The organism is Spirochaeta dissipatitropha (assembly GCF_054657935.1).
Window position 1 is genome coordinate 17,382 of sequence record NZ_BAAHXT010000001.1, and the last position, 17,436, is coordinate 34,817.

Sequence of the window (17,436 nt, forward strand, 5' to 3'; positions counted from 1 at the left end):
CTCAAGCTCCTTTTTTGTAGCACTGGCGGCCCTGAACGTAGGTCGCCTGTATTTCTATGTTTTTATCGCAGATTACAAGATCTGCGTTATGACCCGGTAGCAGGGATCCGATCTGCTTGTCCTTCTGCATTATATGCGAAGGATTGCTGGATGCCATGGCCAGGGCTTCATCGAGGGCCACCCCCCATGAAATAAGATTGGCAACTCCGACATCCATGGTTAATGCGGATCCGGCGATAATGTCATCCTCAACCCGGCGGAAGATATTCTCGTCGAGATATACCTGCTCTCCATTAGCGATGAGTGCGCCACTGGTTTGTTTGGTAGTCTTGAGGGCATCGGTAACCAGAACAACCTTGTTGGCTGCTTTTTCTCCGAGCAGCAGCCGAACAATGGCTGGGTGCACATGGAAGCCGTCGGCGATTATTTCACAGGCGATTTCGGGGTGAATCATAATTGCACCAACTACTCCGGGATCACGGTGATTCAGCCGTCGCATGGCATTGAAGAAGTGGGTGGAATGCAGAATGCCGGCTTCGATTCCTTCGACCATATTCTCATAGGTGGCATTGGTGTGCCCGGCCTGAAGGACAATTCCTTTTCTGGCGCAGAACAGGGCGAGATTCCTCATGTTCTTCAGTTCGGGGGCGACTGTCATGTTCAGAATGTTGTTGCCGCTCTCGTCTATGTAGCGCTGCATGGCATCGAGATCTACTGCCTTGAAGTGAATGGGGAGCTGGACTCCGGGTTTCTCCGGAGAAATGAAGGGGCCTTCCAGATGGATCCCCAGTATTCTGGCTCCGGGTTCTTTTCCGATGGCGTCGCGGCAGGCATGAATCGAGGCAATGAAGTCGTTCTCGGCCTGCGGGTAGATAGTCGGGCAGAATGAGGTAACACCGTATCGGACCAGTTCCCGGGACATGTTGAGAATGGCCTCGGTGCTGTGATCTTCGGTTCCCCAGCCGCCGATTCCATGTATATGGGTATCTACGAAACCGGGTGCGACGATGTTGCCTTCGGCATTGATCCATTCTGTATCTGCCGGGAGATCTTTCTGTTCAGCCCGCTTGTCGGAGCAGACATCTTCTATTATTCCGTCCTGAAAAATGACGGCGCTTTTTTCTACAACGGTTATTCCGGTGAAAACCTTGGCGTTGTGGATAACACTAGCTGCCATACAGCCTCCTGCTTTTGCTGTCTTTCAATATCATACCATTTCCGGGCAATCTTTGCTTGACAGTTCTTCTTTATAGGTACTACTATACACTCATAGGTTAGTTCTGTAAATGAAAAAACTAACCTATGTGCTTGAATACTCAAATTTTTGCGCTTTTACATATTATAAGAGGTAATTATGAAGAATACTACCGCTGAGTACAGCGTTCGTGATCTGAGCCTGGAACAGAAAATCGGGCAGATGTTTCTGCAGGAGTTTATCGGCACCAGGGATCTTCCTGACTCACTGCTGGCCAAGGCGGCCGATGGCCTGCTTGGCGGTGTAATTTATTACAGTGGCTCGAATGTCGAGGACTCTGATCAGCTGCGGGAGCTTACCTCATCTATACGCCAGGCCGTTATGGCCGGGGCGCTTCCGCTGCAGCCGATAATCACCCTCGACCAGGAGGGCGGACAGCTCTGTGCAGTGCACAGGAAAGCGGTTGTGTTCCCCGGGAACATGTCGCTGGGATTTTCGAGAAATCCCGAACTGGTTTCCCGCGTCGGAGAATATGTCGGACGCGAACTGCGCTCGATCGGAATCGATGTGAACTTTGCGCCGGTGCTCGATGTTACCCACGACGCCCGGGACGGGGTGCCGATTGTCGATAACCGCATGTTCTCCTGCGATGCCGAGGTGGTGGCGGAGCTCGGTGCGGCCTATATCGAGGGGCTGCAGAAGTCCGCGGTTATTGCCTGCTGCAAGCACTATCCGGGGCAGCGCCTGGCCGACCGCGATTCTCATCATGATCTGGATACGGTTGATTACAGCATGGAACGCCTGGAGTCGGTCGAGATGCTGCCATTCAAGCGGGCGGTGGAAGCCGGGGTGGGGGCGGTTATGGGCTATCATGCCTTGTACACGGCCTTCGATTCCCGGTATCCGGCATCTATTTCTATTCCCGCCATGAAATATCTGCGTGAGACAATCGGGCATTCGGGCCTGGTTATTTCTGATGATTTGATTATGGGGGCGATCAAGGCGAACTACTCCGATGAGGAGGTAATCCGTCAGGCGATTCTCTCTGGTGTGGATCTGATTATCTTCTCCGGCGTAGGTGAATGGATTATTCCCTTTGTGGTGAAAGAGGTGCAGGAAGGCCGGATTCCAGAGTCAGTGATTGATGCCTCGGTCAGCCGCATTCTGAAGGCCAAGTATGCAATGCTGGCAGAACAGTCGGCACGGCCGGAGCTGGCGGAGATGCCGGATTATGAAGAGGGGATGCAGCTGGCGGCCGAAGCCTGCCGTCAGTCGATCGTTCATTACTCAGGCAGCGGGAATCTGCTGCCTCTGAAACTGAATCCTACGGATCGATTGTCGGTGATTCTTGCCAACCCGGCGCGCCTGGTTATGGCAGATACGGTGAATTTCTACGACATCAGTATAAAGCAGGTCATAGAGCAGCAGGGCCTGCATCCCTATGTGAAAGAGGCGATTATGCCCTGGACGCCGACCGAAGAAGAGGCCCTGTCGGTTTTTGATATCGGCTTTGTGACTGACTACCTGATTTTTGTTACGACAAATGCCTACCGCTTCAGCGAGCAGCTGGAGATTCTCAAGCGGATTTATGCCCTGCGTGAGAGAGCGATGGTTGGCGGGCGCGATAACCGAGCCGATAAGGCGGCAAAGATTATAGCGGTGGCTGGCCGGAGTCCCAGCGATGCGGCCTTGCTCAAGCCCTACGCCGATGAGGTGCTGGTAACTGGAGGTATTACCCCGATGCAGATCCAGGCTCTGGTCGATGTTATTTTCGGTCAGGCCGTCGCAGTGAAAAATCCGGAGGCAGCCTGGTGAAATGGGAGCTGAATGAGCAGGGGTTCTGCCTGCACGAGCCGCAGCGGCTTCGGCCCTGGTATAATTATATGAGCAATGCGAGCTACGGCATGAAGCTGTCGCATCTGGGTGATGGCTATGCCGAGACCATCGTCGAGCCGCGGCTCAGGATTACCCACAGCGATCCCCTGTCGGCGCTGAAGGGGCGCTATGTTTATGTGCGCGAGGCCCAGGCCCCGGCGCCCGCGGGCGCGCCAGCGACTGCAGCCGCGACGGCTCAGGCTGCCCCAATCGTGTGGAATCCATCGTTCCGCCCGGCCCAGACTCCTCTGGACGGATACGAGTGCCGGCATGAGGCTGGAATAACCATAATCAGTGGTAGAAAAAACGGTATCCAGGTAACCAGCAGTCATGCGGTGCCTCTGGAAGGAAGCTTCGAGCTCTGGCACATCAGGGTGGTGAATCAGTCCTCGGAGCAGCGCAGCCTGCAGCTTTTTACCCAGACCGAGATGCTCCTGAATCCCACCGCAGATGTCAGTCCGGTTTATTTTTCCTGGTTTACCAACAGCCGGTATTCGGCCGAAGAGCGGACGATTCACTACTTCCGTACTGATTTGAATCCGGTATGCGGTTTCTGTACTTCGCTGGTGGAACCCGATGGAATGGATTCCAGTCTGCGTGAATGGTGCGGCGACGGGGACATGAGTGATCCCCAGTCAGTCCGGGATGGCCGGGCCCGCAATTCCATTTCTGCCGGTGATCCCAGCATCGGGAGTTTTCAGTATGACCTGGATCTGGAAGCCGGTGCGGAGCGCTGTTATGCGATTATCCTCGGACCCGGTAGTCCGGAGGCTGCCTTGCAGCGTTTCTCCAGTCCTGCCCATGTAGAGGAAGAGCTGCAGAGATTGCAGGAGGATTGGCGGCGGAAGCTTGACCTGCCACAGCTGCAGAATCTCCCGGAAGGTATTTTCGCTTCCTATGCCCGCAGTTTCCTGGGTTACCAGGTACTGCAGCAATCCACCGGGATCGTCCGTGAAGGCTTTCGCGGATACCGCGATGTGGCCCAGGATGCCATCGGTCTTGTGTATTATGATCCCGCCGGGGCCAGAAAGCTCATAATCGACTTATGCCGGAATCAGCATGATACCGGGCGCCCGGTACGTCAGTGGAGCGTGGATGGAAGTCACCATGACGAGCGCGACTTCCGTGATCTCGCCTTCTGGCTCCCCATTGCCATCGCTCGATATCTTGATGCAGGCGGCGATATCGCGCTTCTGCAGGTGGATGTTCCTTTCCTGGAGTCGGGAAGCTCGGCTCCGGTCTGGGAACATGTTCGCCGCGGTGTGGAATTCAGCCTGCAGTACGGTCCCCATGGACTGCTGAAAATCGGAATCGGTGACTGGAACGATGCCCTCAGCGGGCTTGGTCTGGAGGGAGAAAGCCTCTGGCTGAATCAGTTCGCGTATTATGCCTGCGCAGCTCTTGAGCGGATCGAGCAACTGAGCGGCGTGAATTTTGGAATCGATCTTGATGCTGAACGTGAGTGCTTGTATGCCGGTGTGCAGCAGCACTGGACGGGCAGCTGGTTCGCCAGGGGCTTCCATGAGGACGGCACCATGATCGGCGGCAAGGAGCGGATTTTCCTGTTGCCGCAGGCCTGGTTTACCATCAGCGGCATGGCCGAGCGCGATCCCGAACGCGGAACAGCCGCTCTGGATGCCATGATCGCCGGCCTTGATCACGATCATGGTCTGTTGATCTGTAATCCCGGTTTCGAGGAGTATGATGCGCATGTCGGCAACCTGAGCTGCCTGGCTCCCGGAATGGCCGAAAACTACGCTGTGTACAACCACGCCTCGGCATACGGAATATACGCCCTTTTTCAGGCAGGACGGAATGAGGATGCCTTGCGCTATCTACGGCGGCTGCTGCCCTTTTATCAGGATGCTGAACGCAGCGGCTCGGAGCCCTTTGTACTTGTTAACTTCTACAACGGCGGCGCAGTCGAAAGTAAAAAGGGCCGTGGTGGAATTCCCTGGCTCACAGGCACCGTCCATTGGCTGGCCATGATGCTCTTCGAGTTCATTATCCCGCAGAAGATTGAGGTCTGATCTTCAGGAGGCAGCGGCAGTCCGCTGTCTCCGGCTCTTTTTCAATCGATTGAAAGGATTGTTCCGCAGATTATCCTGCTTCAACAGGCAGTCTTCTGCTGCTCTTGAACCCTCAGGCGCAAGAAGCAGCTGAACCGGAGTTTTTTCGTGTGACCAGTAACGGAAGAATCCATGGAATAGCCTTAGGTTGTGGTCGTGAGGTTTGTGTGGCTCGTGAGGCTCGTCGGTCGCTTTGAAACCGATCTCCTTCAGAATCGATTCCAGCTCGGCAGGATCCGTGGATGCACACAGCAGAATATCGATTATCGGACGGCCCGTGACTCCCCGAACCGCCGTGGTCCCTATGTGGTGAATCTGATGCGGGGGAATTCCAGGCACTTTCAGTAATGATTTCCTCGCAGCCTCGAAAATGAGCGGATACTCCGGTGAATATGCCTGCCGTTGCTGCGGGTTGGTAAAAGTGATACCTGATGCAAAGTTTGGGTAAGCCTCAAATTCTGACACCGGGCGCGGAAGGAAGTTCTGGTAGTCGCAGGAGAAGACCGGAGCAAGCCTTCTCGCTGTGTTTATGCTGATAGGTCGGGACTCACACTCAAATTTGGTGATGTTCGTTGACTGTAGTCCTGTGGCAAATGAAAGCTCTTTTACTGTGAGCTTCCAGTGCATTCTGTAATTATACAGGATTGCACCAGGGCTGAAACAGAGATAGGGCTGAAGAAACCAAAATGATTTTAGGGCTTCCATGACAATATCGTATATCGCTGAGTGTTAAAATACCAGTAAAATTATCGAAGTTCTAAAATCTCCAGGTCTTGTGGAAGTAATTTCACCAACATGGCAGATCTGCCATGTTGGTGAGGCTTGCTCCAAGTCAAATAGAGATTTTGGTCAGAGCAATCCAAAATGTCAAAGTCTTGTGGGGAAAGATACATGAACATGGCAGATCTGCCATGTTGCAACGGGTCTTCCCACATGGCATAGAGTTTCTGGAGTTTCTCATTCGCGCCACAGCCGCTCCAGCCCCGCCACAGCCACACAGTCGCCCCAGCCCCGGCCGCCGACCAAAGCTGCCACAGCCACCGGAGTTCCGGCCTCGGCCCCAGCCCCGGCCCCCGAAAAAAACGAGATTCTTTCAGCAGGGCGCGATCCGGGGTATACTGTACGCAATGCTAATAAATGCAATGCGTGAGAAAAAACGAATCCGTCCGCTGTTTTCGCGGCTGCTTATTTCCTATTCCCTGATCAGTGTAATTCCGATTCTTGTGGTCTGGTTGTTTATTCTGATCTGGGGCAGCAGTGTGCTGGCGCTGGTTCTGGATCTGCGCGGGCGGGTGCGGATTCAGGATCTTTCGGCTGAGGTGGATACTGCGTTCTCAAGGATTCACTCCGAACTTAATGCTCTCTTGCTTGAGCCGGTGATCCTGGATGCATTGTCTACAGTGGAAGGCGACTGGGATTCTTCCCGGGAGCTCGAGCTCTATACAAGCTTCTACAATCTGATCCGAGGACTTAACAATGCTGCTGAAGTGCACATCAGCGATGACAGCGGGAGCAGGAGATTTTCAACTGCGGAATATCCGGCAATATACGATGTCAGAAATTACCAGAACCGGGAGCGCTGGTTTGAAGCGGTCAAGGCAGCTCCTGAGATGATTCATCTGCTTGTTGGTGACAGGCAGGCTGGATACGGGCTTGCTGTTATGCTCAGAATAGATGGTGGTTTTCTGATCCTGGATATCGATTTATCAAAGCTGCTTGGCAGTTTCAGCCGCGGTTTTTTCAACGAGTTATATCTTGTTGATTCTATACGCTTCCGCTCGATGGATGTTTTGTCTCCGGGAGAGCCGGCAGGTTTTTCTGTTCAGCCCTATCTCGGAATTGTGTTTGGGGATCAGTCTTCCTGGAGGCCGGAGCATGAAATTCTGGTTCATCGTTCGGATCTGTCCATGGAGCTCTATGAGGGGTCACGGTTGTCTTTGGTGGGGCTTACGCAGATGGGACAGTTTTTCAGGACCATTGATGATCTGCTGCTGGGTGGACTTCTGCTTCTGCTTGTTCTGTCCCTCATGACGGTGTTTGTTTCCTATAGAATCAGCCGGAGTATCAGCGATCCTATTCATCGGGTGGTAACTGCAATGCAGTCACGAGGCCGTAGGCCGCAGAAGGTTCCTGAGACACATCACGGTGGTAAACTGATGGATGAGCTTGATTTCCTGACCCAGAACTATAACTCGATGGTGGATACAATCCGGGATCTGCTTCTGCAGGTGCAGCAGGAAGAGCAGGCTTTGCGGGTTGCTGAGCGACGCGCTATTCAGGCACAGCTGAATCCTCATTTCCTCTATAATACCCTGGGCAGTATAAAGGCTATGGCAAAGTTGGGCCGCACCGGGGAAATAATCGAAGTGGTGCAGGATCTTGGAAAGATTCTGCGTTTCAGTCTTTCTGATTCCGAGGCTATGGTTGCCCTTTCCGAGAGTCTGGATCAGGTTCGCCGCTATATAAATATCCAGAAACGTCGGTTTTCAGAGAGGATGACGGTAAGCTACGATGTTGATCCTGTGGCCCTGGAGCTGATGCTTCCCAAAATGCTGCTGCAGCCTCTGGTTGAGAATGCGTTGGTGCATGGGGTGGAAAAGACTGCTGAGCATGTCAACATTATAATCAGAATCAGGATTTTGTCCGATGAACTGCTTCTGGAGGTTCAGGATGACGGGCCGGGTCCACAGCCGGCTGGGGTTCGAGCCGCGTCCGGGTCTGGCGATCAGGCGGTGAGCGAGGGATTTGGCATCGGTATGGACAGTATTTCTGCTTTGCTGAATATTCTCTATGGTGCTGCGGCGTCCCTGAGACTTGATTATGATGGTATACTTACCACCGCGGAAATCCGTATTTCTCTGGAGAAACTGGAATGAATGTTATGCTTGTTGAAGACGAACAGCTGCTTCTTGAAGAGCTTGCTGAGACTTTCTCCTGGGAGGGCTGTGGGTGCCGATTGCTGGGGACTGCGGGGAGCTATGCAGAGGCGGTCGAAAAGATCCCAGGGCTCAGGATTGACCTGCTGATCACCGATATCCAGCTGCCTGACGGGAATGGTATCGAGCTGGTGGAGCAGATCCGACCGAAGGCTGCCATTATAATTACCGGGCACAGTCAGATTGACTATGCCCAGCGGGCGCTTCGGGCTGGTGTGGCTGACTTTCTGCTGAAACCGATCGATGATGCTGAGCTTCGTAAGGCTATCCAGCGTGCTGCGGAGCGATGTGCGGATTTTGTGGTGCATTCAAAAGATGCTCAGCCCGGATCCGATGTGCCCCAGGCCGGCGCAAATCCCCTGGTAGACGAGGCTTTGCGCTTCATTCAGCGGAGGTTCCGCGATAATGTGTCCCTGTTCGAGGCGGCGGAGGATCTGCAGATTACCGAAGGGCATCTTGCTTCTGTGTTCAAGGCCCAGACTGGTCAGACCTTTGTGCAGGCGCTGACTAGCTATAGGCTGAACATTGCCTACACCTTGTTAAAGGATCCCCGTTATCAGATCCTGGAAGTTGCCCGCAAATGTGGGTTTAACGATCCTGCATACTTCACACGGGTGTTCAAGCGCCGTTATGGACTAAGTCCCAGTCAGTTTCGTACTGGAAAATCCTGAACTCTGCTAATTGGGCTTTCAGGTTTTCCAGGTAGGTATACTGGAGTGCATGTATTCCCAGGCTGGCGGCTGAATCAATATTCTCCCTGAGATCATCTACAAAAATGCAGTCGTCTGCTTCCCAGTTTTCTTCGCGGAGAATGTAGCGGTAGAATTCCGGGTCTGGTTTGACTATGCCCATTATGTGGCTTGCATATACCTTATCGAAAATACTGTGCAGTCCCATCTCTTTCAGTTTGATGTGGTGGCTGTGGATGGTGTTGGTTCCGCAGACTACCCGGTGATTATTTCGGCGCAGCCATGAAATAAAGTTGATCATTCCGGTGTCGGTTTCCGGTTTGAAGCAGTCATCCAGTAGATCGCGGTTTACGGAACAGCCGAACTGCTTGTTGAATGCCTGCCAGAATTCCCGGGGTTCCAGACTGCCGGAAGATATCTGCTCGAAGTCCTGACCGGAAAAATCAATTATTTCCTGAATGCTGACCCCGGTTTCCTGCTGGATTCCGGGGAGTACGTCTACGTTCTGCACGACTACATTGCCCATGTCAAAAATAAAATTCATTACAATATCCTTCCTGCTCAGCCTTTTCTTGCCGAGTATACTGATGCTCCGCCGGTAAAATAGCGTGATAGGCTTATAAAAAGTATAAACATTGGAATGCTGGCAATTGTAGCGACTGCCATCATGGCGCCATAGTTTGAATGCCGTTCGGCGGCAAACTGCACGATATACAGAGGAATGGTCTTCATGGTTTCCGACTGTGCAATCAGCAGGGGCCAGAGCAGGGTATCCCACTGGGATCTGAAGGCGAGAATCGCCAGCGTTGCGATTGCCGGGCCGGTATTCGGGAGGATGATCTTGGTGAAGATCGAGATCTCGCCCATGCCGTCGACTCTGGCGGCGTCCAGGAATTCATCCGGGAATGTCGTGTAGTATTGACGCATCATGAATACCCCGAAGGCATTTACCAGGAAGGGGAGAATCAGTCCGGCGTAGCTGTTCTGCAGTCCGAGTCTGGTAGCTACCATGTACAGTGGAATCATGATTGCTTCAAAGGGAATCATCATGGTCGCCATAATCATCATGAAAACCAGGGTTCGACCGCGGTAGGTGAACTTGGCAATGCTGTATCCGGTAAGAGATCCCAGAATAATCGTTGTAATGGTGACGCTGGACGATACAATCAGAGAGTTGAGAATGTTTCTGCGGAAAATGAATGATCCGTCATTACCGGCAATAGCATGGTAATAATTTTCGAATGCAGCCCGGCTTGGAATCCATGGGTAAGGCATGCGCATGATCTCACCTGAGGGCATGAACGAGGCGGTAATCATGAACAGCAATGGCAGTACCGTGAATCCCAGGAGCACGGCAAGGACGATATAGATTATGCTTCGGCTGCTGAAGGCAAGGGCAAATGACTTGGCTTTTGGTATAGTTAAGGTTTTCATTAGTAGCTTACCTCATCTGTTTTAGATGCCTTGAACTGAATATAAGTGAAGGTCATCATGATAATAAGCAGGATTATACTCATGGCACTAGCGACACCAATGCGGTGATCGCGGATTCCGGTATTATAGATGTTCAGGGTAATTACATTGATCGGGGCTTGCGGTGCTCCGGATTGGGTGAACAGGTATTGGGTACTGAAGGTCTTCAGACATTGCAGCATCGACATTATGGATACCAGCACAACTGTGGGTTTCAGCAGGGGGAATGTTATCCGCCAGTATCGCTGCCAGCTGTTGGCGCCGTCGATGGTCGCTGCTTCATAGAGTGTGGTCGGGACCGAAGCCATGCCTGCAAGAACCACAATCACGAAGTAACCGATGTATTTCCAGAAATAGACCATCATCGTGGCAACCTGTACCCTGATCGGGTTGGAAAACCACTGGTGGTCAACGCCTGGGGTGTTCAGAATAGTGTTTATATACTGATTGGCAATTCCGCGGGGGTCGAAGATCAGCAGCCAGATAGTTGCTGCAACGACGGATGAAAGTACTGCCGGGGTGTAGTAGGCCATCTGGAGAAATCGACTACCGCGTTTCACCTGAAACAGCAGGGCACCGACGAGCAGGCTGACAATCAGCAGTGAAATAAATGTGCCGGCGGTGAATACCAGCGTTGCCCGGATACTGTTCCAGAAACTGCTGGAACCGAGCAGGTTCACGTAGTTTCGAAGACCGACGAAATCGGGTCTGGCGAAGCTCAGTATTCTTCTGTTGAACATACTGGTCCAGAGGGCATTGAAAATCGGATAAAAGCTGAATATGGAAAAAAACAGGATTGCAGGCAGCACAAACAGGCGTCCCCAGAGATTCTGGTTATCCTGCAGGGTGCGCGTCCGTTTTAATGTACCTGGAAATTTCATGTTTTATTATCTCCTGTAGATTGGAATGGAAGAAGCCGCCGCCTGGGTGGCTGACAGCGGGTGCTGGCAGCCGGGCGACGGCAATCTATGATCAGCCCTCGTCGAGGACAGTCTGTGCCTGTGCTTTCAGGGTGGCGTATGCGCGTTCCGGGCTGATGCCGCTGAGCATTACTGACTCGACAGCTACGCGGATTGTTTCCTGCAGTCTGCTGCTGTTGCCGGCATGGTACACAACGTTTGCCCGCTCCATGTCATAGGCGAATACTTCTGCATTCGGCATGCTCTTGTACAGGTCGCTTTCCATAAGTGCCTTGGTAGGCTGGATCAGACCCATGCTGAGGTAGTCTTCCCCATGACTCTGCATGTAGGCAAGGAATTTCCAGGCCATTTCCTGGCGTCGGCTGGATGACTGGGCGTTTACCATCCAGTAGTGACCGTAGAATGCGGCTGCGACATCGTTCACTGCATTTTCAAATACAGGGAAAGGAACTACCGTCCAGTCGCCGCTGTCATAGAATTCCTCATTTTCGGCCTGGATACGTGCCTGCTGATACATGCCTGTGTGTGCCATTGCCATGTCGTTATTGTCATGGTTGAACAGGGCACGGGCGTTGCGGTAGGTTGGTGAACCAAGATTACGACCGTTGGGACCCCATTCCTGCATATAGCGCAGAAACTGCAGCCATGCTTCTTCTCCGACGATGGCTTCACGGCCGTCATCACTGATCAGTTTTCCACCGAGCTGTTCTACCATCGGAACCATTGCTACCAAATAGTATGGATAGCGGAAGTCAAAACCGCGGCGCAGGATAATGTTTCCATCACGGATAACAATCTGCTCGCTGATGTCCATCATTTCTTCCCAGGTTTTGGGGTAATCAGTATCGGGATCCAGGCCTGCATCACGGAAAATACGCTTGTTGAGAAAGATTGACCAATTGGTGATCTCAAGCGGTACACCGTAGACATTGCCGTTCTTCATCATGGGATCCATGGTGCCGTCAACGTAGGTGTCGACCAGGGCCTGAACGGACTGAACGCCGAATGCGTCTGTATTCAATGGTGCCACCCGCTCGTTGTAGATATAGGCGTAGCTGTCTTCGAGCTGTACATTGAAAATGTCGGGTCCCTGGTTGGCTGCAAATGCAGTCAGCAGGAGCTCTGCCATTCGGTTTGATGCGTGGGTGACCCGTCGAATAGTTACTCCGGGGTTGGCTGCTTCGAACTCGGCAATCAGACCTAATTCGAATGGTGTCCGGTTCGGGTCCTCATGGGTCCAGTAGGTAAGGGTAATCGGACCGGTTTCGCTTTCTCTCTGTCCGCCTGCGAACAGAAATCCTGTGCTGAGGCTGAGTGCGAGCACCAGCACAATTGAAACTGAAAGAATCTTCTTCATGGTTTCCTCCTTGAAAGATGTCTCATTGTCAGCCCTCGGAGCCTGAACTGACAACAAGACAAATTGGCGAAAACCCGGATGATTTTCCGTTCAGTCCAGGATTACAGCAGCATAGCCGATCTCGCCCAGTCATAATGTTCATTATGCAGGGTGTTCAGGTCGGGCATGGGGAAAAAGAGACTGCTGCTTCCATCACCTATATAGAGCCCGCTGTTGATTACCTGAAAACTGAATCGTTCGATGTTGCTGCGATACACGGTCTTGGTTGGTTTTGAAGCCAGTTCCTCAACTTCGCGGATGCAGTCATGCAGATGATCAGAATTACGGTCGTAAGCGGGGCCGACATTGCCGGTTGGGCCGTCGGTGTTCATGTCGACAATCTTTACATCGCAGAAGACCAGGCTGGGTACGGTGATCTTGGTTTTGTCGGGATTCGTTATGAATAATGCAAAATCAGCAGGATTCAGGACGCTGACTACCAGAGGATGTGCAGGACAGAGTTCCTGATACAGGTGGAAACGCCGGTTTTTCTGTGGAGGAATCTTCTCTGACTCGAGTTTCAGTGAGCGGCCGTCCCTGGTGGTCAAATACATGTCTTTCATTTTATCCAGGGGGACATGCTCCAGGGTGCGGTAGACCGAGAGATACAGGGTGTGTTTGGGTCTGCCGTCGGGGTGAGCCACACAACGCTTGTGTGCATAGTCCCAGTCAAAGTAATCTCCGAAGCCGCTTTCGACTTCAATAAAAATTATCGGCTCGAATTTGCTTTTCCTGGTTCCGGTGGCCATATAGGCGCCGAATTCTTCAGGCGGGAGTTGACTGGCAATCATTGCTTCAATCGGATAAATGGTCAGATAACAATACATAAGAATCCTCCTAAAAAATAACGTTAATGTCTCTTGTACCCTGCTATCTACTAGCATAAGCTACAGTTACAGAACCAGCAAGTCAGGGAGGTCACATATGTTAGCTTTTGTGCTATTGGCAGCGGTAGCAGCACTCGCATTTGCAGCCGTCAATTTTATTGTCGTTCGGCGCAAGGATCCGGGTAATGAACTAATGCAGGAGATTGCCGGGGCAATCCAGGAAGGGGCGGATGCCTTTATCTACCATGAATACAAGGTGATTTTTTCCATGGCCCTGGTCATTGCAGTGCTTCTTTCCGTGGTGGTGTCCTGGTTTACCGGGGTTGCCTTCCTGCTGGGGGCCGTCATGAGCGGTGCCGCTGGTCTGGTGGGCATGAAGATCGCAACCATCGCCAATGTCCGGGTGTCAAATGCAGCCCGACTGACCGGCAAGCTCGGACCGACCCTGAAGGTCGCCTTCCAGGGCGGAAGCGTCATGGGGCTGGCCGTCGGAGGCTTTTCCCTGCTTGGACTTGGCATGATCTATGTGGTTTTCGGCCGGATTATGGGGCAGACTTCGCCGGAGCAGCTGACTGTAATCAGCAACTGGATCGGAATCAACTATATACCCTTTACCATGACGGTCTCGGGCTATGCCCTTGGCTGCTCGATTATCGCCATGTTCGACCGTGTCGGCGGTGGTATTTTCACCAAGGCTGCCGATATGGGGGCTGATCTTGTGGGCAAGACCGAGGCTCATATTCCTGAGGATGATGCCAGAAACCCGGCCACAATCGCAGATAATGTGGGAGACAATGTCGGGGATGTTGCTGGTCTCGGCGCTGACCTGTTGGAAAGCTTTGTCGGATCGATAATCGCCAGTGTCGTGCTGGCGGCCTACATGTACCATACCCAGAGTACCTCAGCTACTCCAATCTCCACAGATCTGGTTCAGCGGCTCATGCTTTTCCCACTGGTTTTTGCCGGAATCGGTGTTATTGCCTGTATAATTGGAATCTATACCCTGATTCTCAAGCGTATTTCCGATCATCCGCACCGGGAACTCAATGTTGCAACCTGGACATCCGCTCTGCTCACGCTGATTGGTACCGGGGTTTTCAGCTGGTTCTACTTCGGGAATGCAGATCTGACCGGTATGGCCTTTGCGGTCGGTCCGATGTCACCCTGGCTGGCAGCGGTAGCAGGTATTGTGACCGGTATTCTGGTCGGGCAGTCAGCAGAATACTACACCAGCTATGATTATCTGCCGACCAAAAATCTGGCGGCGGCATCGCGGGAGGGTACAGCCCTGACGATAACCGAGGGTCTGTCGCTGGGTATGCGCTCGGTCTTTGCGCCGGTTATTCTGCTGGCACTGGCCACGATTACTGCCAATGCTATCGCTGGTCTCTACGGGGTGGCGATGGCTGCAATTGGCATGCTTTCATTCGTGGTTGCGACGGTTTCTGTGGATACCTACGGGCCGATTGCCGACAACGCCGGGGGAATCAGTGAAATGGCGAAGCTGGATCCCAAGGTCCGCGAGATTACCGATCATCTTGATTCAGTCGGAAATACTACCGCTGCTATCGGCAAGGGTTTTGCGATCGGCTCGGCAGCATTCGCGGCACTTTCACTGTTCTCATCCTACCTCTTCAGTCAGGCATCTGCGGATGATACTGCCGGTTTCGAGCTGGTGCTCAATATGATTGATACCCTGACTCTGGCCGGAGCTCTGGTTGGAGCGGTGCTTCCATACCTCTTTTCAGGGATTCTGATCCGGGCTGTAGCCCGTGCTGCCCGCAAGATGGTGCAGGAAGTCCGCCGGCAGTTTGCAGAAATTCCCGGTATTCTGAACGGAACCGAGAAACCCGACTACAAGACCTGTATCGAGATCTCCTCTGCGGGGGCCCTGGCGGAAATGAAGCTGCCGGCCCTGCTGGCTGTTCTTACACCGATTGTGAGCGGTTTTCTTTTCGGGGCTGATTTTGTCGGCGGTCTGCTCATCGGCACGACCCTGTCTGCGATCATGCTGGCGCTGTTCAGTGCCAACTCTGGTGGTGCCTGGGACAATGGAAAAAAACTGATCGAACAGGGTTATCATGGTGGTAAGGGTTCTGCGGCCCACGATGCCGCCGTTGTCGGTGATACCGTTGGTGATCCGCTCAAGGATACGGTTGGACCGTCCCTGGATATCCTGATCAAGATTATGGCAGTTGTGTCACTTATTACCGTAAATATCTTTTTGCGCTATAATCTGCTGGACTGGATCAGCAGCTTATAAGGAACAGAAAGAAATGAAGAAAGCTAGTGCCCTGTGTGTTTTATTGCTCTTCGTCGCTGGAGCCGTTCCGGCCCCGGCAGCAGCAGAATCGCCGCAGGGACTGCAAGGCAGTCAGGCCCCTGTCAGTCAGGCTGGAAGAGTCTTTGCAGTCGGGCATCCGGTGTACCGCTACCTGGAACGGGCCTACCGGGAAGCCGGGCGAGTGCTTCCCGAGACTGTATTTCCGGCCAACGGGCAGCAGCTGGGCTTTTATACTGATCTGTTGCCGGATTTTCCTGCGGGCAGCCCCGGGGCCTACTACCTGGCTGAAATCCGTTCGTTGCTTTCCGGCAGTGACGGCCCCGGCCCCCTGCTCTCCGAGCCGGATACCGGCCTGGAGCTGGAGTTCGTACCCCTGCTGAATCTCGAATATCGGCATGATGATGCCCGCCCTTCCTACCGCGTGCTGGACAGACCGGAGGATGTGCTCCGGCTCGAATCCCGGACAACAATGGGGCCCCTCTACGCCGAGATTGACTTTATAATCCGCCAGGAACCGAACCATGGATACCTCGATGGTGAATCGCGCAGCAATCTTCCCTCTGAAATCAACTACACCGACTTCAATTTTCCCGATCGGGCGATTATGGCTACCGGTGGCCGGCACTGGTCTGCACAGATCGGCCGCGACCGCCTGTCCTGGGGTAGCTCTCGTTCCGGATCGCTGACATACGGCGGACCTGAGGACTATCTGGATTATGCCCGGCTGAGTACCTTTTTCCGGAGGTTCAGCTATACCGGCCTGTTTCTGCGGCTGGAGCCCTTTGCACGCGCTTCCGAGCTTCCGACCGGCGGACCGTACAAGCCGCCATTCCTGGTCGACGGCGGTGCGGAGTCGCAGTACCGCCTCTGGCGCAAATCAATCGTGACGCATCGCTTTACCTTTGTTCCACATGACAGTCTGCGTCTGTCGCTCATGGAGAGCACCTCGGTCGGCGGCTACACACCGGATCTGCGCTTGTTCAATCCATTCATGATCCTGCACAATTATTTTGATTTTACCCTCATGAGTTTTGCAACATCGGCGGAGCTGACCTGGGTTCCCGTCACGGGGCTGGAATTCTATGGGCAGTGGTATATGAACGATTTTCTGCTCGAAGCCGAGGCTCAAGCCGGAGCCCAGGAACCGAATGCCATGGCCTGGCTCGGCGGGCTGCACTACCAGAAGGCTCTGGCCCCGCTTCAGATGGATGGACTTGAGCGGATGTTTCCGCTGATCAGTCTGGGAATCGAGGGCTACTATGCTGACCCCTATGTATATATCCGTGAATCGATTCTTCGCAGCTTCACCTACCGGCAGCGGGTACATACCAATTACAGCCGGAGCACGGGCGAGTACCGTCTCGGCGTAATAGACTGGCACGATGGATTTCTCGGTTCCCCCTACGGCAATGACTCCGCTGCCTGGCTCGTCTTTGCCGGCCTGGATCTCGATCCCCTGGCCAGGCTTGATCTGGAATATTCAGAGCACCGCGACGGAGAACTGGGGCCGGCCGATATTCTGACACCCGGACCCGAAGCGGTGCAGCTTGAGGGTCCCAGCGGTACGGTTGAGCTGCAGCGTCAGTTTACCGCCAGACTCGGACTTTCGAGCCGCGGTTTTCAGGCTCTGCAGCAGGTCCTTGGATCCGCAGTTCTCGGTCTGGATTTCACGGGTCGGCTGCAGTGGCTGGAGAATACTGCGCATGTTTCCGGCAGCAGCGATTTCCGCTCGGCACTGGGGATTGGTATCGGGCTTGAGTGGCGGCGCTGAT

General features: G+C 53.4%; 13 protein-coding genes. 6 read left to right on the top strand and 7 right to left on the bottom strand.

The annotated features are described in order from the left end of the window. Nucleotide 1: 1 nt before the first annotated feature. The gene (gene nagA / locus ACYQ2L_RS00080; protein WP_460049736.1) at nt 2–1,177 is read right to left on the bottom strand and encodes an N-acetylglucosamine-6-phosphate deacetylase; all 1,176 of its coding nucleotides are present in this window, start codon (nt 1,175–1,177) and stop codon (nt 2–4) included. 177 nt (nt 1,178–1,354) lie between these two features. Between nagA and ACYQ2L_RS00085 the strand changes: the two genes are divergently transcribed. Together ACYQ2L_RS00085 and ACYQ2L_RS00090 are read left to right on the top strand one after the other, a co-directional pair. Continuing rightward, a complete protein-coding gene (locus ACYQ2L_RS00085; protein WP_460049738.1) occupies nt 1,355–3,010 on the top strand; it encodes a glycoside hydrolase family 3 protein in 1,656 nt (551 codons plus the stop codon). Further along, entirely contained in the window at nt 3,007–5,100 is a 2,094-nt protein-coding gene (locus ACYQ2L_RS00090) for a GH36-type glycosyl hydrolase domain-containing protein (protein WP_460049740.1), read from the top strand. The genes ACYQ2L_RS00085 and ACYQ2L_RS00090 overlap by 4 nt, the downstream gene beginning before the upstream one ends. Before the next feature lie 3 nt (nt 5,101–5,103). Here the strand turns inward: ACYQ2L_RS00090 and ACYQ2L_RS00095 are convergent, their stop codons facing one another. After that, a complete protein-coding gene (locus ACYQ2L_RS00095) occupies nt 5,104–5,766 on the bottom strand; it encodes a GrpB family protein (protein ID WP_460049742.1) in 663 nt (220 codons plus the stop codon). A 500-nt stretch (nt 5,767–6,266) separates the two neighbouring features. Between ACYQ2L_RS00095 and ACYQ2L_RS00100 the strand changes: the two genes are divergently transcribed. Then, on the top strand, nt 6,267–8,015 hold the full coding sequence (locus tag ACYQ2L_RS00100; RefSeq protein WP_460049744.1) for a sensor histidine kinase: 1,749 nt from the start codon (nt 6,267–6,269) through the stop codon (nt 8,013–8,015). Further along, nucleotides 8,012–8,746, top strand: coding sequence for a response regulator transcription factor (locus ACYQ2L_RS00105; protein WP_460049746.1), 735 nt, complete (start codon nt 8,012–8,014; stop codon nt 8,744–8,746). The genes ACYQ2L_RS00100 and ACYQ2L_RS00105 overlap by 4 nt, the downstream gene beginning before the upstream one ends. Here the strand turns inward: ACYQ2L_RS00105 and ACYQ2L_RS00110 are convergent. From ACYQ2L_RS00110 to ACYQ2L_RS00130, 5 genes are all read right to left on the bottom strand, one after another. Beyond that, entirely contained in the window at nt 8,694–9,308 is a 615-nt protein-coding gene (locus tag ACYQ2L_RS00110) for an HAD-IA family hydrolase (RefSeq protein ID WP_460049748.1), read from the bottom strand. The genes ACYQ2L_RS00105 and ACYQ2L_RS00110 overlap by 53 nt on opposite strands. A gap of 17 nt (nt 9,309–9,325) precedes the next feature. Beyond that, on the bottom strand, nt 9,326–10,198 hold the full coding sequence (locus ACYQ2L_RS00115; RefSeq protein ID WP_460049750.1) for a carbohydrate ABC transporter permease: 873 nt from the start codon (nt 10,196–10,198) through the stop codon (nt 9,326–9,328). Further along, complete coding sequence (locus ACYQ2L_RS00120) at nt 10,198–11,118, bottom strand: carbohydrate ABC transporter permease (RefSeq protein ID WP_460049752.1); 921 nt, start codon at nt 11,116–11,118, stop codon at nt 10,198–10,200. Before ACYQ2L_RS00120 ends, ACYQ2L_RS00115 begins: the two co-directional genes overlap by 1 nt. 91 nt (nt 11,119–11,209) lie before the next feature. Next, a complete protein-coding gene (locus ACYQ2L_RS00125; RefSeq protein WP_460049754.1) occupies nt 11,210–12,514 on the bottom strand; it encodes an ABC transporter substrate-binding protein in 1,305 nt (434 codons plus the stop codon). 101 nt (nt 12,515–12,615) lie between these two features. Next, nucleotides 12,616–13,380 carry a hypothetical protein gene (locus ACYQ2L_RS00130; protein ID WP_460049756.1) on the bottom strand — a complete coding sequence of 255 codons (765 nt, stop codon included), beginning with the start codon at nt 13,378–13,380 and terminating at the stop codon, nt 12,616–12,618. 97 nt (nt 13,381–13,477) lie between these two features. Here ACYQ2L_RS00130 and ACYQ2L_RS00135 point away from each other — a divergent pair, with 97 nt between their 5' ends. After that, complete coding sequence (locus tag ACYQ2L_RS00135; RefSeq protein ID WP_460049758.1) at nt 13,478–15,643, top strand: sodium-translocating pyrophosphatase; 2,166 nt, start codon at nt 13,478–13,480, stop codon at nt 15,641–15,643. Nucleotides 15,644–15,656: 13 nt separating this feature from the next. Further along, on the top strand, nt 15,657–17,435 hold the full coding sequence (locus tag ACYQ2L_RS00140; RefSeq protein WP_460049760.1) for a hypothetical protein: 1,779 nt from the start codon (nt 15,657–15,659) through the stop codon (nt 17,433–17,435). Nucleotide 17,436: the final 1 nt, after the last annotated feature.

Bases quoted from the DNA above. Each gene is read 5' to 3' on its own strand.
- nagA (WP_460049736.1), bottom strand. From the start codon at position 1,177: ATGGCAGCTAGTGTTATCCACAACGCCAAGGTTTTCACCGGAATAACC.
- ACYQ2L_RS00085 (WP_460049738.1), top strand. From the start codon at position 1,355: ATGAAGAATACTACCGCTGAGTACAGCGTTCGTGATCTGAGCCTGGAA.
- ACYQ2L_RS00095 (WP_460049742.1), bottom strand. From the start codon at position 5,766: ATGCACTGGAAGCTCACAGTAAAAGAGCTTTCATTTGCCACAGGACTA.
- ACYQ2L_RS00100 (WP_460049744.1), top strand. From the start codon at position 6,267: ATGCTAATAAATGCAATGCGTGAGAAAAAACGAATCCGTCCGCTGTTT.
- ACYQ2L_RS00105 (WP_460049746.1), top strand. From the start codon at position 8,012: ATGAATGTTATGCTTGTTGAAGACGAACAGCTGCTTCTTGAAGAGCTT.
- ACYQ2L_RS00110 (WP_460049748.1), bottom strand. From the start codon at position 9,308: ATGAATTTTATTTTTGACATGGGCAATGTAGTCGTGCAGAACGTAGAC.
- ACYQ2L_RS00115 (WP_460049750.1), bottom strand. From the start codon at position 10,198: ATGAAAACCTTAACTATACCAAAAGCCAAGTCATTTGCCCTTGCCTTC.
- ACYQ2L_RS00120 (WP_460049752.1), bottom strand. From the start codon at position 11,118: ATGAAATTTCCAGGTACATTAAAACGGACGCGCACCCTGCAGGATAAC.
- ACYQ2L_RS00125 (WP_460049754.1), bottom strand. From the start codon at position 12,514: ATGAAGAAGATTCTTTCAGTTTCAATTGTGCTGGTGCTCGCACTCAGC.
- ACYQ2L_RS00130 (WP_460049756.1), bottom strand. From the start codon at position 13,380: ATGTATTGTTATCTGACCATTTATCCGATTGAAGCAATGATTGCCAGT.
- ACYQ2L_RS00135 (WP_460049758.1), top strand. From the start codon at position 13,478: ATGTTAGCTTTTGTGCTATTGGCAGCGGTAGCAGCACTCGCATTTGCA.
- ACYQ2L_RS00140 (WP_460049760.1), top strand. From the start codon at position 15,657: ATGAAGAAAGCTAGTGCCCTGTGTGTTTTATTGCTCTTCGTCGCTGGA.